At 74.0% G+C, this 22,076-nt stretch carries 18 protein-coding genes; 8 read left to right on the plus strand and 10 right to left on the minus strand.

What is annotated here, in order from left to right; genetic code table 11:
* Nucleotides 1-31: 31 nt before the first annotated feature.
* Complete coding sequence (locus tag E0L36_RS20965; protein ID WP_180930656.1) at nt 32-760, minus strand: alpha-ketoglutarate-dependent dioxygenase AlkB; 729 nt, start codon at nt 758-760, stop codon at nt 32-34.
* Between the two features lie 204 nt (nt 761-964).
* Here E0L36_RS20965 and argS point away from each other — a divergent pair, with 204 nt between their 5' ends.
* Nucleotides 965-2,737, plus strand: coding sequence for an arginine--tRNA ligase (gene argS / locus E0L36_RS20970; RefSeq protein WP_180930657.1), 1,773 nt, complete (start codon nt 965-967; stop codon nt 2,735-2,737).
* Between the two features lie 170 nt (nt 2,738-2,907).
* Here the strand turns inward: argS and E0L36_RS20975 are convergent, their stop codons facing one another.
* The 4 genes from E0L36_RS20975 to E0L36_RS20990 all read right to left on the minus strand — a co-directional run bounded on the left by E0L36_RS20975 (nt 2,908) and on the right by E0L36_RS20990 (nt 7,723).
* Nucleotides 2,908-5,343 carry a tetratricopeptide repeat protein gene (locus E0L36_RS20975; RefSeq protein ID WP_308416852.1) on the minus strand — a complete coding sequence of 812 codons (2,436 nt, stop codon included), beginning with the start codon at nt 5,341-5,343 and terminating at the stop codon, nt 2,908-2,910.
* 27 nt (nt 5,344-5,370) lie between these two features.
* Nucleotides 5,371-5,994, minus strand: coding sequence for a DUF6879 family protein (locus E0L36_RS20980; protein ID WP_180930658.1), 624 nt, complete (start codon nt 5,992-5,994; stop codon nt 5,371-5,373).
* A complete protein-coding gene (locus E0L36_RS20985; protein ID WP_180930659.1) occupies nt 5,987-6,256 on the minus strand; it encodes a hypothetical protein in 270 nt (89 codons plus the stop codon). The genes E0L36_RS20980 and E0L36_RS20985 overlap by 8 nt, the downstream gene beginning before the upstream one ends.
* Before the next feature lie 435 nt (nt 6,257-6,691).
* Nucleotides 6,692-7,723: a GlxA family transcriptional regulator gene (locus tag E0L36_RS20990; protein ID WP_180930660.1), complete on the minus strand. Its 1,032-nt coding sequence runs from the start codon at nt 7,721-7,723 to the stop codon at nt 6,692-6,694.
* Between the two features lie 209 nt (nt 7,724-7,932).
* Here E0L36_RS20990 and E0L36_RS20995 point away from each other — a divergent pair, with 209 nt between their 5' ends.
* The 3 genes from E0L36_RS20995 to E0L36_RS21005 all read left to right on the plus strand — a co-directional run bounded on the left by E0L36_RS20995 (nt 7,933) and on the right by E0L36_RS21005 (nt 10,354).
* Nucleotides 7,933-9,276, plus strand: coding sequence for an MFS transporter (locus tag E0L36_RS20995; protein ID WP_180930876.1), 1,344 nt, complete (start codon nt 7,933-7,935; stop codon nt 9,274-9,276).
* 143 nt (nt 9,277-9,419) lie between these two features.
* On the plus strand, nt 9,420-9,728 hold the full coding sequence (locus E0L36_RS28550; RefSeq protein WP_180930661.1) for an NAD(P)H-dependent oxidoreductase: 309 nt from the start codon (nt 9,420-9,422) through the stop codon (nt 9,726-9,728).
* The gene (locus E0L36_RS21005; protein ID WP_180930662.1) at nt 9,725-10,354 is read left to right on the plus strand and encodes an NAD(P)H-dependent oxidoreductase; all 630 of its coding nucleotides are present in this window, start codon (nt 9,725-9,727) and stop codon (nt 10,352-10,354) included. Before E0L36_RS28550 ends, E0L36_RS21005 begins: the two co-directional genes overlap by 4 nt.
* Before the next feature lie 88 nt (nt 10,355-10,442).
* Here the strand turns inward: E0L36_RS21005 and E0L36_RS21010 are convergent, their stop codons facing one another.
* Nucleotides 10,443-11,192, minus strand: a complete 750-nt coding sequence (locus tag E0L36_RS21010) for an N-acetyltransferase (RefSeq protein WP_180930878.1) — start codon at nt 11,190-11,192, stop codon at nt 10,443-10,445.
* A 400-nt stretch (nt 11,193-11,592) separates the two neighbouring features.
* Nucleotides 11,593-12,732, minus strand: coding sequence for an NAD(P)/FAD-dependent oxidoreductase (locus tag E0L36_RS21015; RefSeq protein WP_180930881.1), 1,140 nt, complete (start codon nt 12,730-12,732; stop codon nt 11,593-11,595).
* Nucleotides 12,733-12,853: 121 nt separating this feature from the next.
* On the opposite strand from E0L36_RS21015, the gene E0L36_RS21020 reads away from it, so the two are divergent.
* A complete protein-coding gene (locus tag E0L36_RS21020) occupies nt 12,854-13,342 on the plus strand; it encodes a GNAT family N-acetyltransferase (protein WP_180930663.1) in 489 nt (162 codons plus the stop codon).
* Between the two features lie 296 nt (nt 13,343-13,638).
* Here the strand turns inward: E0L36_RS21020 and E0L36_RS21025 are convergent, their stop codons facing one another.
* Nucleotides 13,639-14,286, minus strand: coding sequence for a TetR family transcriptional regulator (locus tag E0L36_RS21025; protein WP_180930664.1), 648 nt, complete (start codon nt 14,284-14,286; stop codon nt 13,639-13,641).
* A 1,307-nt stretch (nt 14,287-15,593) separates the two neighbouring features.
* Here E0L36_RS21025 and E0L36_RS21030 point away from each other — a divergent pair.
* Entirely contained in the window at nt 15,594-18,173 is a 2,580-nt protein-coding gene (locus tag E0L36_RS21030) for a PQQ-binding-like beta-propeller repeat protein (RefSeq protein WP_180930665.1), read from the plus strand.
* A gap of 104 nt (nt 18,174-18,277) precedes the next feature.
* On the opposite strand, the gene E0L36_RS21035 is transcribed toward E0L36_RS21030, so the two are convergent.
* Complete coding sequence (locus E0L36_RS21035) at nt 18,278-19,366, minus strand: hypothetical protein (RefSeq protein ID WP_219636849.1); 1,089 nt, start codon at nt 19,364-19,366, stop codon at nt 18,278-18,280.
* Between the two features lie 492 nt (nt 19,367-19,858).
* Between E0L36_RS21035 and E0L36_RS21040 the strand changes: the two genes are divergently transcribed.
* Complete coding sequence (locus tag E0L36_RS21040) at nt 19,859-20,284, plus strand: pyridoxamine 5'-phosphate oxidase family protein (RefSeq protein WP_180930667.1); 426 nt, start codon at nt 19,859-19,861, stop codon at nt 20,282-20,284.
* 437 nt (nt 20,285-20,721) lie between these two features.
* Nucleotides 20,722-21,603 carry a hypothetical protein gene (locus E0L36_RS21045; RefSeq protein WP_180930668.1) on the plus strand — a complete coding sequence of 294 codons (882 nt, stop codon included), beginning with the start codon at nt 20,722-20,724 and terminating at the stop codon, nt 21,601-21,603.
* Here the strand turns inward: E0L36_RS21045 and E0L36_RS21050 are convergent.
* The gene (locus tag E0L36_RS21050; protein ID WP_180930669.1) at nt 21,569-21,850 is read right to left on the minus strand and encodes a hypothetical protein; all 282 of its coding nucleotides are present in this window, start codon (nt 21,848-21,850) and stop codon (nt 21,569-21,571) included. The genes E0L36_RS21045 and E0L36_RS21050 overlap by 35 nt on opposite strands.
* Nucleotides 21,851-22,076: the final 226 nt, after the last annotated feature.

Here is a 22,076-nt window from a genome sequence, read left to right on the forward strand (position 1 = left end):
TGGACGGCCGGTGGCGGCTCCCGGGGCCCGGTCAGGCGCGGTCGGGCCGGGCCAGGGTGCGAAAGGTGACGGACACCCGCCGCCCACGCGGCACCCGCCCCGTCGCCCCGGGGTCGCTCTTCCGGGCGGCGATCGCGTGCCGCCAGGTGAAGCGGGCCGGACCGGTCAGCACGAGCAGGTCGCCGGGGGCGAGGGGCACCGCCAGCCGCGTGCCGTCCCCGGGGTGGGTGAAGTCCATCAGGCAGCGGGAGCCGAGCGAGACCGCCGCCACCACCGGGCCGAACTCCGGCACGCTGTCGACGTGGGCGCTGATGCCCTGCCCTGGCTCGTACTCGTTGACGATCACCTGCTCCGCCGCGCGGTCCAGGAACTCCTCGCGCACCAGCCGGGCGGCCATCCGCCGGGCCCAGACCGGCAGCGGCGGCACCGTGGACCGCACGTCGGCCGTGACCCCGCGCCGCCCGTAGTCGTACCGGTGGCCGTAGTGCTGGACCCGCCGCCGCAGGGGCGTCGACCAGGGCGCCGCGTCGATCTCCGCGAGCAGTTCGGCGCGGGCCTCCGGGCCGAGCCAGTCCCCGACGTGGATCAGCCCCGGCACCGGGACGGGGACGGCGCCCGCCTCCGGGGGCGGCGCGGCGGCCGGGCACGGGAGCGGGTTCGGGGAACGACTCGGGGGCGGGTTCAGGGAACTACCCGGGGGCGGTTGTGGGTCCGTCGGGGGGTCGCCGTCGAACGGGAGCTGGCCGGAGGTCTCGGGCATGCCGGAAGAGTAGCCAGCGCGGTTCCGGGCTCCCGTCGGCCCGGGACGGGGCCGGTGGTCGCGGGCCCGGTCAGTGGGGAGTGACGCGGGCGGGGTGGCGGACCTGTCATCCTGGGTGAATGCCAGCCCGCCCGTACAGCACGGCGGGCCGGTCTCGTCAAGATCGAACAGCGTGAGCCAGCACGCGTGGAAGGTGCCACAGGCATGGTGGAACAACAGCAGGTCCGGTCCCTGACCAGCCAGGTGGAGGATGCCGTCACCGAGGCGATGCGCGGCGTCCTCCCGGCCGACGTCACCGAGGTCGACCCGCTGATCCGCCGATCCGAGCACGCCGACCTCCAGAGCAACGCCGCCCTCTCGCTGGCCAAGCGGCTGAAGCGGAACCCCCGGGAGCTGGCCGAGGAGATCAGGGAGCGCCTCGCGGAGGTGCCGTGGCTCACGGCCGAGGTGTCCGGCCCCGGGTTCCTGAACCTCACCGTGGACGGCGGGCGGCTGGTGGAGAACCTCGGCGCCCGGGCCGAGGACCCGCGCCTCGGAGTGCCGCTCACCCAGAGTGGGCAGGTCATCCCGGTCGACTACTCCGCGCCGAACGTCGCCAAGGAGATGCACGTCGGGCACCTGCGCTCGACGCTGATCGGCGACGCCCTCGCGCGGGTCCTGGGCTACCTCGGTGCCGAGGTCATCCGGCAGAACCACGTCGGGGACTGGGGCACCCAGTTCGGCATGCTCATCCAGTACATCGTCGAGCACCCCGACCAGCGGTGGCACAACGACGAGGTCGACACCGACCGGACCGGGGGCGCGGTCTCCGCGCTCGACAGCCTGTACCGCACGGCCCGGCGGACCTTCGACGAGGACCCCGAGTTCAAGGTCCGTGCCCAGCAGCGCGTGGTCGAACTCCAGGCGGGCGACGAGGCCACGCTGGCCACCTGGCGCGAGATCGTCACCGAGTCGGAGAAGGCGTTCCAGGAGGTCTACGCCCGGCTCGGCGTACTCCTCGAACTCGACGACGTCGCCGCCGAGTCCTTCTACAACCCGCGCCTCCAGGGCGTCGTCGACGAACTGCGGGAGCTGGGCGTCGTCCAGGAGAGCGAGGGCGCCTGGTGCGTCTTCTTCGACGACCTGAAGGGACCGGACGGCACCCCGAGCCCGCTCATCGTGCAGAAGGCCGACGGCGGGTTCGGATACGCCGCCACCGACCTCGCCGCGGTCCGCTACCGCGTCCAGGAACTGGCGGCCACCCGCGTGCTGTACGTGGTGGACGCCCGGCAGGCGCAGCACTTCGACATGGTCTTCCGCACCGCCCGCCGCGCCGGGTGGCTCACCGACGACATCGAGGTCGTGCACGTCCAGACTGGCACCATCAACGGGCCCGACGGCAGGCCGTTCAAGACCCGGGCCGGTGGCACCGTGCGGCTGGCGGACCTGCTCGACGAGGCGCTGCGCCAGGCCGAACGCGTCGTGCGGGAGAAGGACCCGGAGCTGCCCGACGAGGAGCTGCGGCGGGTGGCGCACACCGCCAGCATCGGCGCGGTGAAGTACGCGGAGCTGTCCACGGCGCGCACGAAGAACTACAACTTCGACGTCGAGCAGATGGTGTCGTTCAACGGCGACACCGGCGTGTACCTCCAGTACACCCACACCCGGATCGCCTCCATCCTGCGCCGTGCCCAGGACAGCCCGGCCGCCTTCGACACCTCGGCCGAACTGGAGCCCGCCGAGCGGCTGTTGGCCTGGGAGCTGGACAGCTTCGCCGAGGCGCTGGACGCGGTCTCCGGCACGCTCGAACCGCACCGGCTGGCCGGGTACCTCTATTCGCTGGCCCGCGCCTACACCTCGTTCTACGAGGCGTGCCCGGTGCTGGGCGCCCCGACCCCCGAGGTGCGGGCGAACCGGCTGGCGCTCTCCTCCCTGGCCCGCACCACCCTGGCCACCGGCCTCGGACTGCTGGGCATCACCGCTCCCGACCGTATGTGATCCGGTGCCCCCGGGGCGGCCATCCGTCGCCCCCGGGGGCCCGACTCCCTTCCGTGGCAGGCGCGTTCAGTCACCGGTCGGCGGTCGGCAGTCGGCGGCCACCGGTCGGCGGGCGGTCGGCCGTGGGCCGGGGGGCCGCACGACGGCGGAACGGCGCCGTTCGGCGGCCGTCAGGCGCCGTTCAGGCGTTCCGCGAGGTGGGCGCGGAACGCCGTGGCCCGCGGGTCCGCGTACTCCCCGAGCAGCGCGTGCGCCTCCCGCCAGTGGGCCAGCGCCCGCTCCGGACGCTCCGCGCGCACCGCGTCCGCCAGGTGACCGAGGTCCACGGCCCGTTCCCAGGCGTCTCCCAGCTCCCCGTGCGCGGCCTCGGCCCGCCGGTGGAAGGCGGCGGCCTCGTCCGCGCGACCCATGGCCGTGTACGTCCGCGCGGCGCCACGCCAGGCCAGGGCCTCACGACTGCGGTCCCCGAGCCGTCGGTGCAGCTGCGCCGACCGCTGACCGGCGGTGAGCGCCTCGCCGTGCAGCCCGGCGGACCGCAGTACGTCGCCGTGGGTGAGTAGCCAGAACGCCTCCAGCGTGTGGTTGCGGAGGTCGAGCGCGATCTCCAGCGCCTCCTCGATCGCCTCCCGGGCCGCCGCGAGATCGCCCCGCTCCAGGCGGAGTCTGGCGACGAGGTGCAGCGCGTTGCCGACGCTCGCGGGGTTCGCCAGGGCCCGGTGGGCGGCGAGCGCCTCCCGCGCCGCCGTCTCCGCCTCGGGCAGGTACCCCGCGGCGAGCCGGGCACTGGCCAGGTTCGCCGTCGCCATGGCAGCCCGGCGCCGGTCGTCCACGGAGCGGAACCGCCGGGCCGCTGACTCGAAGTGCTCGGCTGCGGCGTCGAGTTGGCGGCGCTCCAGCTGGACGAGACCGATCAGGTTGAGGGAACGGGCCTCCTCCTCGGCCATGTCCGCCTCCCGCGCCCGTTCCAGGGCGCGCCGGTGGCAGTCCAGGGCGTCGTCCAGGCGCTGGCACCGCCGGTAGGCCATCCCGAGGCGGCTCAACAGCCGCACGGCGCCAGGCACTTCCTCCTCGCTCTCGGCCGCCGCGAGGCCCAGCAGTCCGGTGTCGAGCCAGTCGGTGACGGAGGACGAGGGGGAGCGGGCGATCCACAGGATGTCGGCCAACCGCCAGGCGAGCGTGGGCAGTCCGGCCGCCTCGGCGGTGGGCACCAGCCGCAGGAGGGTGGCGTGTTCGCGGTCCGACCAGTCCACGGCGGCGTCGTAGTCGGGGACGTCCACGGGCGGCGGGGCGGAGCCGTCCGTCACACCCGCTCCGTCCGTCACACCCGCTCCGTCTGTCGCGTCCGTCGTGTCCCTCGGGATCTCGTGCGGTCTGACGCGGCTCGCGACCGCCCGCGCGGTGCGCAGGTACCAGTCCAGCATCCGCTGGAGAGCCGCCTTCCGTGGCTCGGGCGGCTCGTCGCTCTGTGCCTGTCCGGCCGCGAACACCCGCAGCAGATCGTGGAGTTGGAAACGGTCCGGGGCGATCTGCTCCAGCAGGTGCGCGGCGACGAGGTCGTCCAGTATCGGCCGTACCCGGGTGGGGCTGAGGTCGGCCAGGGCAGCTGCGGCGTGCAGGCTGATCTCCGGCCCCGGATGGACACCGAGCAGGCGGAACAGTCGCGCGGAGCGCGGTGGCAGGGCGCGGTAGGACCAGGCGAAGACCGAACGGACCGCCTCGGCCTCCTCGTCGATGCCGGTGCTCAGCACCGACCAGAGCGCCGACTCGTCCCGCAGGTCGGCGATGAGGTCGTCGATCCGCAGATGGGGGCGGCTGGCGGCGCGTTCCGCCGCGATCCGCAGGGCGAGTGGCAACCGGGCGCAGAGCCGCGTCAGTTCGGTGAGCTTCTCCTCGTCGTCCTCCGGCCGGTAGCCGCTGGTGACGGCGCGGAGCAGGGCGAGGGCCTCCTCCTGCGGGAGGGTGCCGAGCGTCAGATGGTGCGCGCCGTCCCGAACGGCCAGTCCCGCCAGCCGGTTGCGGCTGGTCACCACGGTGAGGCTGGGGCCACCGCCGGGCAGGAGCGGCCGCACCTGACTGACGCTGGAGGCGTTGTCCAGTACGACGAGCACCCGCCGCTCGGCGAGCAGCGAACGGTACAGCGCGGCGGCGTCGTCCACGTCCTCCGGGATCCGGGACGGGGACACACCCATGGCGCGGAGGAAGCCGCGCAGGGCGTGCCGTGCCGTGACGGGTTCACCGGCGTCGTAACCACGGAGGTTGACGAAGAGCTGCCCGTCGGGGAAGCCGTCCTTCGCCTGGTGCGCCCAGCGCAGGACGAGCGAGGTCTTCCCCGCGCCGGCCGTTCCCGCCACCACCAGAAGCGAGGCGCCGGGTGGGTCCCCGCCCCGGGCGGCCCGGGCCGCCTCCAACTGGCGCAGTTCACCACTGCGGTTGACGAACGTCTGGAGCGGCGCGGGCAGTTGACGCGGGACGGGGCCGGATCCCTCCGGGTCCGGCCCCTGGTGGAAGTGGATGTCCCCCGAGACGCTGCCCGCCTGCACGAGGTCGCGGGAGCGGCCGGAGAGCGCGTTGCGCTGGCCCTCGGGGTCGTTGCCGTGGTGGCCCACTGTGCTGGTCCGTTTCTCGCGGGCCGGTCAGGCCGCCGGGGGTGGGGGAAGATGGGCCACCGCGCGTTCGTGGTAGTCCCGCAGGTCCTCCGCGCCGGCGTAGGCCTCTCGCACGAAGTCCAGCCAGGGGGCGACGATCTCGGGCTCGGTGTAGCGCCGCGCGCTCTCGAAGGCGCCCGCCTCGGTGTAGATGATCTCGTACAGCGTGTGGCCACCGATGATGACGATCTCGGGCAGCGGCCCCTCCGTCTCCGCGGCGGCGACCTCCTTCGCGAGCAGTACCCGGGCGGCTTGCCCCTCCTCCGCGCGCACCCGCAGCGCGGTCAACTCCCACTGGGTGTACGGCGTCAGTGGCTCCTCCACCACCCGCAGCCGACGGAACGGGGCGCCGTTGCGCTGGTCGGCCTCCGCGAGCTGGCGCACGGTCTCCCGCTTCGACTCGAACAGCCGGAGCGCCTCGGCCCAGTCGCCCCTCCGGAGGGCGTCGCGGGCGGGGTGGTCGTTCTCCTCGAAGTGCTGGCGCCGTTCGAGCTTCCAGTGCGCGTGGTCGCGCGTGGCCCTGCGGCGCGCCCGGAAGTCACTGATGTAGGCGCCGTGTTCCAGGGGTTCGCCGCGTTCCGCGGGGAGCGGGGGAGCTGGGAGTTCACGCATCGGGGATGTCGTCCTTCGCCGCGCTGAGCATGGAGCCGGGGATCACGACCAGCCGCTCGTCCGGCCCGAGGGAGACCCCCTCGGGCAGGCGGGGCCGGTAGGCGCTGGTGAGGTCGCGGCCTATGACGGCGACGTCCCCGTTGGTCAACTGCCAGATGTCCGGGCACTCTTCATCGCCCTCTGAATGACCGGTCTCCGCGGCGGTCTTTCCCAGTCGCCGGGCGAATAACGCGGACGGGTCAGCTTCCCAGGTGCGTGCCATAACGGCCTCCACCGTATGAGGTCTTGTGTCAGACCGTCAGCGTAGCGAAGCTGGGGAACGCTGGGAAGCGGTCGACGTATCGGCGGTACGCGATTCGGGGGCCGGGGGCGCGAGAGTCATGAGTCCGCGAGGGGACGGACATAGTGCCTGGTCAGAGGCGTGGTAAGCGCCATTCCGATCCCGTGGGAAACCTGAACTGATCGCATTTACAAGGACGTTGGGAACATCCGTCAGCTCGCACGCGAAACGCGGTTCTCTCGCGTTTTTCCCTTCACGGTATCTACCCCTTGAAGTGGGTGGCTGAGGCCGTCAGTTGACGCGCGAAAGTGGCCGGAGAAGATTGGCATAAGTTTATGGAATATGCCGCGGGGAGGGGGTCCCGGTGAAATGCGCTCCGGAGAGGAATGTGACGGAGTTCGGGACGCTCGGGGCGGATCAGCGGAGGCCGGGCGGCCGGGGCGGGGGAGACGCGGCCGCGCCGTCGGGGCCACCGCGGTAGGTGCGGCGGTAGGTGCTCGGCGAGACGCCCAGCGCCGCCTGGAGGTGAAGCCGGAGGGTGGACGCCGAGCCGAAACCGGCGTCCGCCGCGACCCGGTCGACCGGAAGATCGGTCGTCTCCAGCAACTGGCGTGCCCGCCCCAGACGTTGACGCGTCAGCCACTGCTGTGGGCTGACGCCCGTCTCCTCCCGGAAGCGGCGGGTGAAGGTGCGCACGCTCATCGCCTCCCGCGCGGCGAGCTGGCGCAGCGTGAGCGGTCGGTCGAGGTGGTCGAGCGCCCAGGCGCGGGCGGCCGCCGTCGTCGAGCTGTCCGGCTCGGGCACCGGGCGGTGGACGAACTGGGCCTGACCGCCGTCCCGGTGGGGCGGCACGATGGTGCGCCGCGCCACGTCGTTGGCGACCGCGGCGCCGAAGTCCTCGCGCACCATGTGCAGGCAGAGGTCCACGCCGGCGGCCACCCCGGCCGAGGTCAGCACCGCGCCGTCGGCGACGTACAGCACGTCGGGGTCGACGGCGACGCGGGGGAACGCCGAGCCCAGCAGCTCGCAGGAGTTCCAGTGGGTGGTGGCGCGGCGCCCGTCGAGCATCCCGCCCGCCGCGAGGACGAAGGCGCCGGTGCAGATGGACGCCGTCCGGGCGTCCGGCGGCAGCAGGTCCAGCGCCCGGGCGAGCGCCGTGGGGAGACCGCTCTCGGCCAGTGACTCGTCCTGCCCGTGCGCGGCCGGGACGATCACGGTGTCCGCCTCGGTCAGCGCCTCGGGCCCGTGCGGCACGTTGACCGAGAAGTCCGCGTCGGTCTGGAGCGTCCCCGGGGTGACGGCGCAGGTCAGCACCTCGTACAGCGGCGCCCCCCGGTCGTCGCGGGCCTTGCCCATCAGCCGGTGGGGGATGCCGAGTTCGAACGGCAGCAGGCCGTTCCGGACCAGGACGGCGACCCGGTGGCGCTCGGGGTGCTGGAAGGCGGCCATGGCCCGATCCTCGCACAGGGTGGCCCTCGGGCCACTCGTGACGGTGTCCCCCGTGGACGAGGCTGAGCCGGGTGACCCAGACACCCACCCACCAGCAGGAACCCCCCGACCCCACCGAAGGACCCGATCCCACGGAACGGCCCGACTCCACCAGACGGCCCGACTTCACCGGGCGGCCCGCCTCCCCGGGGTCCGCCGACCCCCGGCCCGTGACCCCCGAGCCCGCTCCGCCCGGGCACCCGAACCCCGGCCCCGCCTCCGCCGGACGCGGGACCACGCGCGGCGGGGTGCACCACGCCTGGTGGGTGGTGCTGGTCGGCTTCGTCGCGCTCGTCGGCGCGGCCGGGTTCCGCGCCACCCCCGGCGTCCTCCTCGACCCGCTGCGCGACGAGTTCGGCTGGTCACACGGCTCGATCTCGGCGGCCATCTCCGTCAACATCCTGCTGTACGGGCTGACCGCGCCGTTCGCCTCGGCGCTCATGGACCGCTACGGGGTGCGGCTGGTCGTCTCCTGCGCGCTGCTGCTGATATCGGCGGGCAGCGGCCTGACCGTCCTCATGTCGGCCCGCTGGCAGCTGGTCCTCTGCTGGGGCTTCATGGTCGGCCTCGGCTCCGGCTCCATGGCCCTGGCCTTCGCCGCGACGCTCGCCAACCGCTGGTTCGTCCGCCACCGGGGACTCGTCAGCGGCGTGCTGACGGCCGGGGGAGCCGCCGGTCAGCTCGTCTTCCTGCCGCTGCTGGCGCTGCTGGCCGAGGGGCCCGGCTGGCGGGCCGCCTCGCTCGCCGTCTCCGGCACGGCGCTCGCCGTCGTCCCGCTCGTCGTGTGGCTGCTGCGGGACCGGCCGGAGGACCTGGGGCTGCTCCCCTACGGCGCCGGACCCGACTACCGCCCGCCCGAGCCGCCGCGCGAGGGCGCGGCACGGCGCACCCTGCGCGTCCTGCGGACCGCGCTGCGCGGCCCGGTGTTCTGGCTGCTGGCCGGGGCCTTCGCGGTCTGCGGCGCGACCACCAACGGACTGGTTGCCACGCACTTCGTGCCCGCCGCGCACGACCACGGCATGGCCGTGCCGACCGCCGCCGCACTGCTCGCCGTCATCGGGGTCTTCGACCTGGTGGGGACGGTGTTCTCCGGCTGGCTGACCGACCGGTACGACCCCCGGCGGCTGCTCGCCGCGTACTACGCGCTGCGCGGGGTCTCGCTGCTGTTCCTGCCGATGCTCTTCGCGGACGAGGTGCGGCCCTCGATGCTGTTCTTCGTCGTGTTCTACGGGCTCGACTGGGTGGCCACCGTCCCGCCCACCATCGCGCTGTGCCGGGAGCACTTCGGGGAGGACGGCGCGATCGTCTTCGGCTGGGTGCTGGCCTCGCACCAACTGGGCGCCGCCGCCGTCGCGTTGCTCGCCGGGCTGGCCCGCGACACCTTCGGCTCGTACGACGTGGTGTGGATGGCGGCCGGGGCGCTGTGCGCGCTGGCGGCGCTGATGTCCCTGGTCGTCTCCTCGCCCGGGGTCCCCGACGGCCTGGAACCGGACCGGGGCCCGGAACGGGACTAGTCCCGGGGAGTGGCCGGACGCGCGACCGCCGACGGGTGTGCCGTGCCGCCCTGGCCCGGGGCGGGAGGCAGTTGGCCGGATTCCTGTGGAGGGTGGCGGTCTGGCCGGTCGTTCCCGGCGGCCGGGGCGTGGACGCTCGTCGTATGAAGGTTCTCTGGATCACCGCGCACCCCGACCCCCGCTCCCTGACCTCCGCCCTGCGCGACGAAGGGGTGCGCGCACTCGGCGAGTTCGGGCACCGGGTACGGCAGTCGGACCTGTACGCGATGGGCTGGAAGGCGGTGCTCGACGCGGAGGACTTCCCCGCCGCGCACGACGGCGAGGTCCACGGTGGGGGCGCCCCCGGTGACGACCCCGCCGGTGGGGGCGCCCCCGGGTGGAACTCCCCGGACCCGGCCCCGGACCCGGCCCCGCGCCCGTCCCCGAAGTGGCCCCGGGCGCCCCGGAGATGAACGGCCGGGATCGGCTGCTGGTCGGAGAGGCGCAGGAACGCGCCTACCGCGAGGGCGGGTTGAGCGCCGACATCCACGGCGAACTGGAGAAGCTCCGCTGGGCGGACACTCTCGTCCTCCACTTCCCGCTGTGGTGGTTCGGCCCGCCCGCCATCCTCAAGGGCTGGCTGGACCGCGTCCTCGTCCAGGGCCTCGGCTTCGGCGTGCACGGCCCAGACGGCGTCACCCGCCGCTACGGCGACGGCGGGCTCGCCGGGAAGCGCGCCCTGGTCGTCACCTCGGTCGGCGCCCGCCCCTCGGGTTTCGGGCCGCGCGGTATCCACGGCCATGTGGAGGACGTGCTCTGGCCGTTGCACCACGGCACCTTCTGGTACACCGGCATGGCGGCGCTTCCCCCACACGTCGTCTACGGCGCCGACCGGCTCACCCCGGGCGAGTTCCCCGCCCGGGTCGCGGAACTACGCGCCCGGCTCGCGGAGTTGCCGACCGTCGAGCCCCTGCCCTTCCGCTCCGAACGCGGCGGGGACTACGACACCGACCTCGTCCTGCGCAGCCACCTCGCCCCCGGGCACACCGGACTCGCCGTCCACCGCATCCCGAACGACTCCCCGGCAGCGCCCCGTTGACACCCTGTGCCGTCGCGTCCCCGACGACTGAAGCGTGCCCCGGCCTTTCGGGGATCCCGGCCCCAGCATCCCTCGCCCCGGCGGGAGTTCAGTCGCCGTCCCGCGTCAGCCGGTGCCGGACCCACACGTTGGGCTCGACGTACACGGCCTGGTCGTGGGCGGTGTCGCAGTGCACCGGAGCGAGAGCGCCCGGCACCGCCACCGCGCCGTCGCGGTCGAAGGGCAGGCCGGTCCACCGCCGCCACTGGTCGAGCGAGCCGCCGACCGTCATGGAGGCCGGGGCGATCCGCTCGACGGTTCCCCCGGCCCGGACGTGGACGCGCAGCCAGGGATCGGTGGGCAGCCCGTCCGCCCGGCGCTCCTCCACGTACTCCGCCATCGGCAGGTGCGGACGGAGGTGCTTCGCGTTCGGGCGGACGGGGGCGAGCAGTTCCCGGTGGCCCTGCCGCGCGGCGGCCTCCCGCAGCGCGGTCAGCATCCGGTGGGACAGGCCACGGCCGACGTACCCGGTGTCGACGGTGATCTCCAGCGCGCTGACCGAGGTGGGCTGGCGCCCGCTGCGCTGGTCGCTGAACGCCCACAGCAGCACCCGGTCCCAGCCCTGGTCCGGCAGCTCCGTACGGCGGCCGAACCCGGCGTCGAACGGCACGCTGAACCCCCGCGCGACGACGCGGTCGCCGTCCGTGGCCACCAGGCAGTACTCCGGGAACTCCTCCGGCACCCGGCCCAGCAGGGCCCCGGCCACCGGCTCGAAGAAGACGAACTCGGGCCAGGTGTCGGACAGTTCGTAGATCCGGGGGGTCAGCTCCGGTCGCTCGGCCAGCGTCGTGATCACCACGCCGCCAGGTTGCCCCGCCCGCCCGGCGGGATCGTCCGGCCCGGAAGGGGCGTGCGGTCTGGCCGGTTCGTTCCGCTTCGCTTCCGCCGCCCGTCCCTCGGGCCGGTGGCCCGGGTCGGCGCCGGTGTTCTCGTTGTCCGTCACGGCTCCGCAGCATCGTCCATGCCGACCGTGATGACCAGCGCTTTTTCGAGCGCCACCCGAGGGTGACAGCGGCCCGTCGACCCCCGTGGGCCGCCCCGTACCCGGTCGGCGGCCACGGCGCGCGGCCCTCCGCTCCGGCCGCCCGGCCCCACCCATCCCCTCCCACCCATCCCTCCCCGCCCCGTCTCGCCGTCCACGGCCCGGAGTTGGGCGGAATCCCCTCCTGCCGTCCGACACGGGCGGGGGCAGAACGGGCTCAGGCGGTCGTGGTGCGGACGACGGCGCGGGCGATCCGCTCCGCGTCCCGCGACAGTTCGCGCAGGGTGCCGCTGATCGGATTGGAGTAGCCGGTGAAGTGCAGACCGGGGGCGTCCGGATGGGTGCGCGGCCCGTGCACGGTGGGCCGTCCGCGCTCGTCCAGCACCCCGAGGTGGCCGACCAGCCGCTCCAGCCCGCGCCGATAGCCGGTCGCGGCGATCACCGCGTCCGGCCGCAGCGCGGTGCCGTCCGTCAGCCGCACCTCGTCCCCCTCGAACTCCTCGACGGCGGCGACCGGTTCGACGCGGCCCTCCCGCACGGCCTGGACGGTGCCCACGTCCAGCACCGGAATGGCGCCCTCCCGGACGCGGGTGTACAGCCCGGTCTCCGGACGCGGCAGCCCCTGCGGGCCCAGGTCCGGCACGGAGATCCGCGCCAGCCGGGCCGCCATCGCGTCCACCAGCCGGGTCGGCAGCCGACGGCAGAGGATCGAGTTGGCCTGCGCGGGCCAGCCCAGCGTGGAGCGGCGGACGATGTGTGGCGGGGTGCGCACCGCCAGCCGCACCCGCGCGGCCCCCGCCTCGGCCAGGTCCACCGCGATCTCGGCGCCGGTGTTGCCCGCGCCGACCACCAGTACGTCCCGCCCCGCGTAGGGCCCCGGCGAGCGGTACCGGGAGGCGTGCAGCAACTCCCCGGTGAAGCCGGGGCGCCCCGGCCACTCCGGCAGGTACGGCGTGTGGTTGTAGCCGGTCGCGACGACGGCGACCGGGGCGTTGAGCCGCCGCCCGCCGTTCGCGTGCAGCACCCACTCCCCGTCCCGCCGCTCCACCCGCTCGACCGCGACGCCGGTGGCGATCTCCAGCTGGTGGTGCTCGGCGTAGGACTCCAGGTAGCGCACCAGGTCGGCGCGGGCGACCCAGCGCCCGTACGAGCGGGGGATCGGCAGGCCGGGCAGCGCCGACCAGCGGCGGGTGGTGTGCAGCCGGAGCCGGTCGTAGTGCGCGCGCCACGAGGACCCCACCGACGGCGACTTCTCCAGGACGACGGCGTCGATACCGCGCGCCCGCAGGGCGGCCGCCGTGGCCAGTCCGCCCGGTCCGGCGCCGATGACGTGGACGGGGGAGCCAGTGTTCGACATGGGCATGACCGTGATCCTAGACGGGTGCGCGCGCGTTGTACCGCCCTGACCAGGCCACGGGAGCAGCGTCACGGCACGAATCGGCTGGCGGTCACCGACCGCGTGGGGCACCCTGAGCGCCGTGCGTATACGAGAAGCGGAACCAGCCGACTGGGACGCCATCTGGCCGTTCTTCCACCAGATCGTCGCCGCGGGCGAGACCTACACCTACCCCCGTGACCTGGACACCGAGGCCGGACGCGAGATGTGGATGCTCCCGCCCCCGGGCCGCACGGTCGTCGCCGTCGACGGGGACGGAACGGTGCTCGGCTCGGCCAAGATGAACCCCAACCACACCGGGGCGGCCTCCCACATCGCCTCGGCCAGCTTCATGGTCGACCCCGCGTGCGGCGGTCGCGGCGTCGGCCGGGCGCTGGGAGAGCACGTGCTGGAGTGGGCCCGATCGGCCGGATACCGCGCGATGCAGTTCAACGCGGTCGTCGAGACGAACACCGGGGCCGTGAGGCTCTGGACCTCGCTCGGTTTCGAGATCGTCGGCACCCTCGCGGAGGGGTTCGACCACCCCGTGCACGGCCCCGTGGGCCTGCACATCATGTACCAGCGCTTCTGAGCCCGGTACCACCGGTGGCGGCGCGCTCTCGACGCTCTCGATGGTTCCGGGGCGGTCCGTCCGTCGCCCGAACCCGCCGTGCGGCGAGGGCTGTCGAGGGGCGTGCCGGACGCGCGCGCCCGCGAGGCGCGGAGCGCCGAGCCCGTGGCCCGTGGCCCGTGGCCCGTGGGCCGTGGGCCGTGGGCCGTGGGCCGTGGGCCGTGGGCCGTGGGCCGTGGGCCGTGGGACGTGGGACGCAGGGTGTAGGTGCGGGTGTGGGGTGTGGGGGCCACCGGAGGTGGCGGCCGGGGGCGGGGTTACCGGGTGGGCTTGCGGCCGGTGACGCCGAGGTAGACCAGCAGCGCGAGGTTCGGCTTCAGCTCCGTCTGCCGGACGCCCCAGGTCTGGAAGCCTTTCTGGTGCCCGGCGACCGCCGCCAGCATGGTGACCAGCGCTCCGGACATCGCTGCCGGATTCGCCTCCTTGCTGACCCGGCCGCGCGCCTGGAGATCCTTGATCGATTCTGTCAGCGAGGAGTTGACGGAGTTCAGCACCTTCATCCGAATCCGGTAGAAGCGCTTGTCACCCTCGGCGGCGGCCAAATCGACCACCCGCAGAATCGAATCGTTCTTCCGCCAGAAACTGAGGAAGCCGTCCACCAGATCTTCCGCCGTCTGCCAGCCCGCCCGGCCCGCCCAGGAACGTCCGTCCACCAGCTCCGTGAGCTGTGCACTGTCCTTCGCCATCGTGTTGGCGAGCTCCAGTACCGCGCCTTCCACATCCGGAAAGTACTGGTAGAAGGTGGCGGGTGAGGTACCGGCCCGGCGCGCGACATCGATGACCTTGACATCTCGGTAGGGCGAGGAGTTGAGCATCTCGCTGAGGCAGTCGAGCAGCTTCTGCCGCGTCGCCTGTCCGCGGCGCCCCGCCACCCGGCCGTCGACTGTTCGAACTTGTCCGCTCATGCCGTCAGCTTACCGACGGGTGATCGACGCGCTATGCGGCCGAGGGCAAATGGGGTGCGGCCCGCCGAATAACGCCGCCAATCCTGACTCAGTCGGTATCACCGCAGGTCAGAGCCATAGGGAAGGGGAATTCCGGCCGATGCGACGCCTCCGGGTCGCCATGGCGTCACGAATGGTGATTCCCGGTGGCCGCGGGCGGCCAGTGCGGTCGAACGGTACGCGGGAGCGGTTTCCCGGACGCCCTTCCCGTTGACGCTCAGTGATCTCATGGTGGATGCACTGGTCTGCGCCATTCGGTTTGTTCTCCGGTCTCGGAGACGACGGCGTCGTCGGCGGGGAAACCCGGTGCCGTTTCCCTTTTCGCGGGCTCGGGCCGGTTTGGTGCGGCTTCTTTGGCCGTGCCACGTTCTCGCGCGGTCGCCCATGGCCCGGCCGTGACCGGGTTCGTGTCCTCCACCTTCCCCACGTACGGGCCGAAACGTACGCGACGACCAGGCTCGCTCCCCGAGCCGGGCTCCGGGTTCCGTGGTCGGGGTTCGGTGGTCAGGGTTCGGGGTTCGGTGGCTTGCCGTTCGGTGGTTCGGCGTTCCGGGTTCCGTCTGGTCCGGGTTCCGTGGTCGGGGTCCGGTTCCGTGGTCCGGATTCGGGTCTCCGCTCCGGTTTCGCACTCGGGGTCTCCGCTCCGGTTCCGGGTTCGGGTGGGGGCAGGGGGAGCGGGGGAGCGGGGGAGCGGGGGTCGTGAGTGCGGTGATCGGGGGTCGGGGTGCGGGGATCGGGCGCGGGGGGCGAGGGGAGGGGTGAGAGGGGGTGTGAGGGGAGGGGGCGAGGGGATCGTGAGGGGGTGGGGTGCGAGGGGGCGAGGGGGACGTGCCACGAACGTGTGGGTCCGGTTCGTCCGGCGTCGCGCCGTGACCGGCGCGGTTCCCGGTGTGGAGGGTGGTTCGGCGCGGTGCCCCCGGACCGCGCCGCTTGAACACGGCGGCGGATGTGGTGAGGTGGACGGGTCCGGAGTCGCGATGGCCGGTGCCGAGGTGTGTCCCGGGCGGACTGGGGGCGGGGCTCGGGCTGGTGCTGGAGAGCGGGGTGGAGCCCCGTCGGGGAGGGTTGTGGGGGCGGGGGAGTGGAATGCCGGGAATGCGAGGGAGTGCGGAGCTTCGCCGTAAGACGAAGACACGTCCGGGCTGCCCCCGGGTTCGCAACCGTCACCTTCGCCAGGAAGAATCGGTCTCCGCACCGCGGGTCCGGCACGGCGGTGAGAAGCTGCACGGGGCGAAGACGAACAGCCCCTACGGGGAGGTGGCAGGCAAGTGGTGGAGCAGCTGGCGCAGCACGATCCGCGACGGATCGGCCCGTTCGAGGTGCTCGGCCGACTCGGCGCCGGCGGCATGGGCCTGGTCTATCTCGCGCGCTCGGCCTCCGGGCGGCGCGTGGCGATCAAGACGGTGCGGACCGAACTCGCCGAAGACCAGCTGTTCCGGGTGCGGTTCACACGGGAGGTGGAGGCGGCCCGGGCCGTCAGCGGCTTCTACACCGCGGCCGTGGTCGACGCCGACCCGAGGGCCGCGGTGCCCTGGCTGGCCACCGCGTACGTGCCGGCGCCCTCGCTGGAGGAGATAGTCACCGAGTGCGGGCCGTTGCCGGTGCAGGCGGTGCGGTGGCTGGCCGCCGGGGTGGCGGAGGCGCTCCAGTCCATTCACGGGGCCGGGCTGGTACACCGTGATCTGAAGCCGTCCAACGTGCTGGTCATGGAGGACGGCCCGCGCGTCATCGACTTCGGTATCGCCTCGGGTGTCTCCAACACCCGGCTCACCATGACCAACGTGGCGGTGGGCACCCCCGCCTACATGTCGCCCGAGCAGGCGCGCGACTCCCGCAGCGTGACGGGCGCCAGCGACGTCTTCTCGCTCGCCTCCACCCTGGTCTTCGCGGCCACCGGCCACGCCCCGTTCCACGGCGCCAACCCCGTCGAGACGGTCTTCATGCTGCTGCGCGAGGGTCCCGACCTGGAGGGTCTGCCCGACCAGCTGTGGTCGCTGATCGACTCCTGTATGCGGATGGAGGCCGACGAGCGGCCCACCCCCGCGGACCTCCAGTCCCAGCTCGCGCCCCACCTGTTCGGCGCGGGCGGGGACGACAGCGGCACCGTCTCCGCGTGGCTGCCCAGCAACGCCGTCTCCCTGATCATGCGCCGCCGGGGTATGCGCCCGGCCCGCAGGCGCCCCGCCGAGGAGCCGCCGCGGCAGCCCGGACCCGAGGCGCCGCAGGCGCCGCCGTCCGCCGGCCCCGGCGCCTCCGCGTATCCGGCGCCGCCCGGGCCCGAGGCGCCTCCGGCGCACCAGCCGCCCCGGCACGCGGCACCGCCGTCCCCGGTCGAGCCCCTGCCGGTGGACGACGGTGCCGGGCACCGCATCCCGGGCGGGCCCGGCGGTCCGGCCGCTGTGGGCTCCGCCCCCGCCGACCCGAGCCGTGTCCCGGCGCCGCCCGCCCCGTCGCCCGACTCGGCGCCGCCCTCGTCCGGGGTCGCGGAGTCCGCCGGATCGATCGCCTCGCCTCCGGTCGCGCCCGCCGACCCGGTCCGGCTGCCCGGTTCGCACGTGCCGATCGGGCCCGGTCCGCGCCGCGCGGAGGACGCCCGCGAGCCGGAGGCCGGACCGGCCACCGGGTGGGTGCGCCCGCCGAACGGTGCTCAGCCTCCGGGCGTCGGCTCCGGGGCGCCACCGGCGGCTCCGGCCCAGCCCGCGCCGCCGTCGGAGCCGCCGCGCTGGCGGCCGTGGCGCTTCCGGATGTCGAACGAGGTGTGGGGCACCCCGGTCGTCGCGGACAACCTGCTCTACGTCACCTCCTTCGAGGTGCACGCGCTCGATGTGGCCAGCGGGCGGCGGCAGTTCAAGACACGGGAGGTCGCCTGGTCCATGGCGGTCTCCGGCGGACGGGTGCACGCCTCGGACGGCCCGAGCCTGTACGCGCTGGACGCGCAGGACGGTTCGGAGGGCTGGCGGCTGGCCACCGACGGCTGGGTGTACGCCCTCCAGGTGGATCGCGGCACCGTCGTCACCGGTACCCGGGGCGGCGGCGTGCAGGCGTGGGAGGCGGCCAGCGGCGAGCAGTTGTGGCAACTCTCCGGCGCGCAGGCCGACTTCGAGACCCCTGAGGCGGGGCCGGTGATCCAGGACGGCACCGTCTACACCTGGGGGGACGGGCGGCTGTACGCGCTGGAGGCGCGTACCGGGGCGGAACGCTGGTCCTACCCGGTGGGGGACGCCTCCGCGACCGGCGGGGTGCCGGTGCGGCTGACCGTCGCGGGGGACTCCACCGTCTATGTCTGCGCGGGATCACGGGTGTTCGCCCTCGACGTGGCGACCGGCACCGAGCGGTGGCGCTTCGACGCGCCCGCCGCCTTCCTCTCCCCGGCCGCCTTCGCGCCGGGCCCGGCGGTGGCGGGCGGCGGCATCTACCTCGCGGACTACCTCGGCACCGTGTACGCCCTGGACGCGGTCAACGGCCACGACCGCTGGCGGATCGCGACCGAGGCGCGCCACTCGGTGCACCCGGTGGTGGTGGCCGACGGCCTGGTGCACCTGGGCAGCGGCGGCGCGCTGTACACCCTGGACGCGGTGAGCGGCACCCCGCGCTGGCGGTTCGCGGCGGGCGCCGACGTGGTCGGAGGGCCCGTCGTGGCCTCGGGCCGGGTGCACTTCGGCTCCGCGGACCACTGCCTGTACACGGTGGACGCGGTCGGCGGCCAGCTGCGGTGGAAGCTGGCCACCGGCGGGGAGATCACCGGTTCGCCGGTGGCCGCCGGGGGTGTGGTGTACGCGTGCAGCAAGGACCGCTGTGTGTACGCGCTGGACGCCGAACGCGGCACCGGCCAGTCCCGCCCCAACTGACCCCGCCAGCAGGCCCGTAGCCCGCGTAGCGCTGTTCCCGGCCGGGTCCAGCCCGGGACTCGGCACGGACTCAGTACGGACTCAGTGCGGACCCAGCCCGGGACTCAGTCCGGGGGGATGCGGGGCAGCCGCTGGGTGCTGCCCGGCTCGTCGTCCGGCCCGCCCCGCTCGCCTCCGCTCCGGCGGTGCCCGCCCCCGTGGTGCCCGCCCCGCTCGTCCGCGTCCCACTCGTCAGCGGCGGGTTCCCGCCCGGGAGGGGCCGGAGGGTGGTCGGGGGGCGGCGGGGCCGTGGCGGGCGGCGGTGGCTGGACCGGTGACCGGGCCGGGGGCTCCGCCCCGTCGGGCGGCGGCCCCGGACGCGGTTCTCCCGCCCCCGGATACGGCCACCCGGGTTCCCCGTACGCCGCACGGGGGTCCGGCTCACCGGAGGGACCCGGGGGCACGGGGCGACCCGGGGGCGTCGTGGCGCTCTCCGGTGGCGGATATCCGTACCCCTCGCCGTACGGCCCGTACGAACCAGCCGTGCCGTACGAACCAGCCGTGCCGTACGAGCCGGGTGGCCCGTACGAGCCAGCCGAACCGTACGGGCCGGACGGGCCGGGGGAACCGGCGGGGCCGTACGGACCGGCGGGGCCGTGGGAGCTGTGCGGGCCGCCGGGCGGGCCGTACGCGCCGGGGTGCTGCCCGGCGTCCGGTGGCCCGTACGGGGCATAGGGCTCGGGGTCGAACTCCTCGTCAACGGGGACGGGTTGGGGACGAGGACGGCGCCGAGCGAAGCGGTGGGGCGGCATCGTCCGGGCGCCGAGCAGGATCAGCAGACCGCCCCCGAGGGCGTAGGCGACACCGGCGCCGAGCCCCTCACCACTCCCGCTGACGCTCAGGCTGCCGGCCGCCTGCGCCTGCCGCACCATCCACAGCACGGTGAAGCCCAAAACGAGCACCGCGGGCAGAAGCAACAGCAGACGGCTCCGGGCCAGCAGCGCGACCACCGTGAGCACGGCGGCGACAAGCAGCGGGAGGAACAGCCCGTCGAACAGCGCGGCGCCGCTCTGGGTGATCCCGCCGCTCTCGAACAGTTCCGCCACGCGGTAGTCCCGCCCCGTACGTCCGCGGTACCAGGGGCGGTAGGTGCTGAAGACGGCCGCCGCCGCGCCGAGGAGGGCGAGCAGACCACCGAGAGCGCTTCTCACCATCGCAACGTCGCCTCGCTTTCCGTCTCGACGCTACGTCCGGCCCCCGGCCGCCGCACCCCGGCCGTGGGCCCGCCAGACACCGGACGGACCGGCCGGGCGGAACCGGACCCGGCGGACCGGACCGGGCGGGACCGGGAATGGGGGGGCGAGGGGGTGAGGGCGGGTGACGGGCGGGATCGGCCAGGCTGGTGACGACGGACGAGAAGGCGCCGGAAGGACAGCGACCAGGAGGGGACGAGCGGGACCGGGAGGGATGGGACGGGGAAAGGACGGGAGGGCGTGCCGGAGGTGGCGCCGGTGCGGGAGCAGGGTGGAGGGACGGGCGGGGGAGCCGTGAGTGACGCTGCGCCGTGGACGCGACGGGCCGATACTGGGGGCCTCGGGCACCCGTCCCCGGTGGGTTCCGGACGCGCGGCCCCGCGCACGGGAACCCCGGCGACCGAGAGGGCCCCGGAGACCGCGTCACCGCCACGCGTCCGTTGGAGGAGAACCGTGCCCCTGTCCCACGAAGAGCGCGAACTGTTCCTTTCCGAACCGCACATCGGCGCCCTGTCGGTGGAGGGCGATCCGGGACGGGCCCCGCTGACCGTGCCGGTCTGGTACCTCTACGAACCGGGCGCCGACCTCCGCGTGCTGACCGGCGCCGACTCCCGCAAGGCCCGTCTGATCCGGGCTGCTGGACGGTTCAGCTTGCTGGCCGAACGCGTGCGCCCCACGGTGCGTTACGTCTCCGTCGAGGGCACGGTGGTGGAGAGCCGCGCGGGGACGGATGACGACCTCCGGCAGTTCGCGACGCGCTACCTGCCCGCCGAGAAGGTGGCGAACTACGTGGAGTTCGCCAGTCAGGACCATGGACCGACGGTCCTCTTCCGGCTGCGCCCCGACCACTGGTTCAGCTCCGACCTCGGTCCGCTCTGAACGCGGCTGAACGCGGCTGAACGCGGCTGAGCGCGCTGAACACACCGAACGAAGACCGAACACGAACCCACGGGCGGACACCAGGAGTTCGAGGATGACCCCGGGACGGAGCGAGCCGGACGCCCGGCTTCGCGCCCCGGACCGGAGCGTCCGGTGCCCGGCGGAGCGAACCCGGTGCCCGGGAAGGAGGAAGCACCCGGGTGCTAACCCGTTGTGCCGCGCCGACGGAGTTGGGCAAGCTGGGCAGGCGGCTGAGGCGGCTGAGGCGGCTGAGGCGGCTGAGGCGGCTGAGGCGGCTGAGGCGGCTGAGGCGGCTGAGGCGGCTGAGGCGGCTGAGGCGGCTGAGGCCGGGGAGCCGGGTCCGAGGGGGCGGGAGCCGGGGAGCCGGCGAGCCGTGCGAAGCCGCGAGAGCCGAAGAACCGTGAGAGGTGGGGGAGTTGAGCGAGACAGGGGAGCCGCGCGCGGAACCGGTCCTGGAGACCGCCTACCGGACGGTGTTCGACGGCTGGCCGACCGCCGAACCGGCGCCCGACGGACTGCTGGTGCTCTCCGGTGAGTTGACCTCGGACGAGGTCGGACTGGCCCTCGCCGTCCTCGTTGACTACAACCAGTGCGACCCGGATGGCCCGGACGACCGGGGCTCGGAGTCAGACCCGGCCATGAACCTCCCGAACCTGGCTCCGGCCCCGGACCCGGACCCGGCCTCGGACCTGGTTCCGGGTCTGAACCCGGCTTCCACTCCGGATCCGGTCCCGGGCTCGGAGGGGGAAGCCGCCCTGCGCAGACTGGGCCAACTGACCCGCGTGGAACATCTGTTGATACCTGGAGGGCTTCGCCTCCGTGACCCGGCGACCGGCCGGACCATCACCCCCGGCTGCTGCTCCGGCCTGGAGGACTGGCCCGAGTGGACCGAACTGTTCGACGGCGAAGTGCCCTGGCTCGGCCACGATCCGACACCCCAGGTGGAACTCCGGGGAACCACGGCCTACTTCTGGCCCGACGCACGTCGAACCCCCTCCACCGGCGACGGCGACGCGGACCGCGCGGACCGCCGCCCCACCCCGACGGACGGATTCCCCAGCTCGACGGCCGACGCGGGGCCGCGCGACCCGGAACAGTCACTCGACACGGCACTGGTGGTGGACGCCGACTGCCTGGAGCGTCTCCTCACGGAGGTCCGGGAGGACTTGCACGGATTCGTAGCCGCGGTCGAGCGCTGGGCCCTGCGGTACGCCCCCACGCACCTCACCGCGCTGCGGGAGTCGCTGACGGACGGGCTGGCCCTCAGCGACGACGTTCCCTCCGGCCGAACTGGATGATCGAGGCGCAGGCGAGCGCCGTTCCCGCGAGGGCCGCTCCGGTCAGCGTCAGCACCCCGAGGACGCCGTCCCCGTCCAGCAGGCCACGGATCGCCGCGGCGAACCCACCGGCCGCGACCACCACCCCCAGGACGAAGGTGTGGTGGCTGGTCAGGGACAGCAACACCCGGCCGACACCACGCCAGCCGGGCCGCCGGGCAGGCGAACGCCGGTGCCCCGACGGTCGGTTGGCTTCGCCCTGACTCATGACCCGCGCTTCCGGTTCGCCCGCCGAGCTTCGGTGCTCAGGGGTTCCGGCCGTGACGCTCCCCGGGGCGCGCCCCGGGTACGGCGACGGGAGGCCGGCGACCATACGGACGCTTCTCACCGTACGGCACCCGGACGGACGGAACCCGGCCGGTGGTCCGGCCAGGCAACCACCGGCCCGCCACGCCCCCATGGACACGGCTGGTCTCCACCGTCTCCATGCCCCG

It is taken from the genome of Streptomyces sp. AJS327, from assembly GCF_013450295.1.
Lineage (GTDB): Bacteria > Actinomycetota > Actinomycetes > Streptomycetales > Streptomycetaceae > Streptomyces.

Excerpts from the sequence above, each read along its gene's own strand:
- E0L36_RS20965 (WP_180930656.1), bottom strand. The coding sequence starts at position 760 with ATGCCCGAGACCTCCGGCCAGCTCCCGTTCGACGGCGACCCCCCGACG.
- E0L36_RS21015 (WP_180930881.1), bottom strand. The coding sequence starts at position 12,732 with ATGTCGAACACTGGCTCCCCCGTCCACGTCATCGGCGCCGGACCGGGC.
- E0L36_RS20990 (WP_180930660.1), bottom strand. The coding sequence starts at position 7,723 with ATGGCCGCCTTCCAGCACCCCGAGCGCCACCGGGTCGCCGTCCTGGTC.
- E0L36_RS21025 (WP_180930664.1), bottom strand. The coding sequence starts at position 14,286 with ATGAGCGGACAAGTTCGAACAGTCGACGGCCGGGTGGCGGGGCGCCGC.
- E0L36_RS21005 (WP_180930662.1), top strand. The coding sequence starts at position 9,725 with ATGAACGGCCGGGATCGGCTGCTGGTCGGAGAGGCGCAGGAACGCGCC.
- E0L36_RS21050 (WP_180930669.1), bottom strand. The coding sequence starts at position 21,850 with ATGAGTCAGGGCGAAGCCAACCGACCGTCGGGGCACCGGCGTTCGCCT.
- E0L36_RS28550 (WP_180930661.1), top strand. The coding sequence starts at position 9,420 with ATGAAGGTTCTCTGGATCACCGCGCACCCCGACCCCCGCTCCCTGACC.
- E0L36_RS20985 (WP_180930659.1), bottom strand. The coding sequence starts at position 6,256 with ATGGCACGCACCTGGGAAGCTGACCCGTCCGCGTTATTCGCCCGGCGA.
- E0L36_RS20980 (WP_180930658.1), bottom strand. The coding sequence starts at position 5,994 with ATGCGTGAACTCCCAGCTCCCCCGCTCCCCGCGGAACGCGGCGAACCC.
- E0L36_RS21035 (WP_219636849.1), bottom strand. The coding sequence starts at position 19,366 with ATGGTGAGAAGCGCTCTCGGTGGTCTGCTCGCCCTCCTCGGCGCGGCG.
- argS (WP_180930657.1), top strand. The coding sequence starts at position 965 with ATGGTGGAACAACAGCAGGTCCGGTCCCTGACCAGCCAGGTGGAGGAT.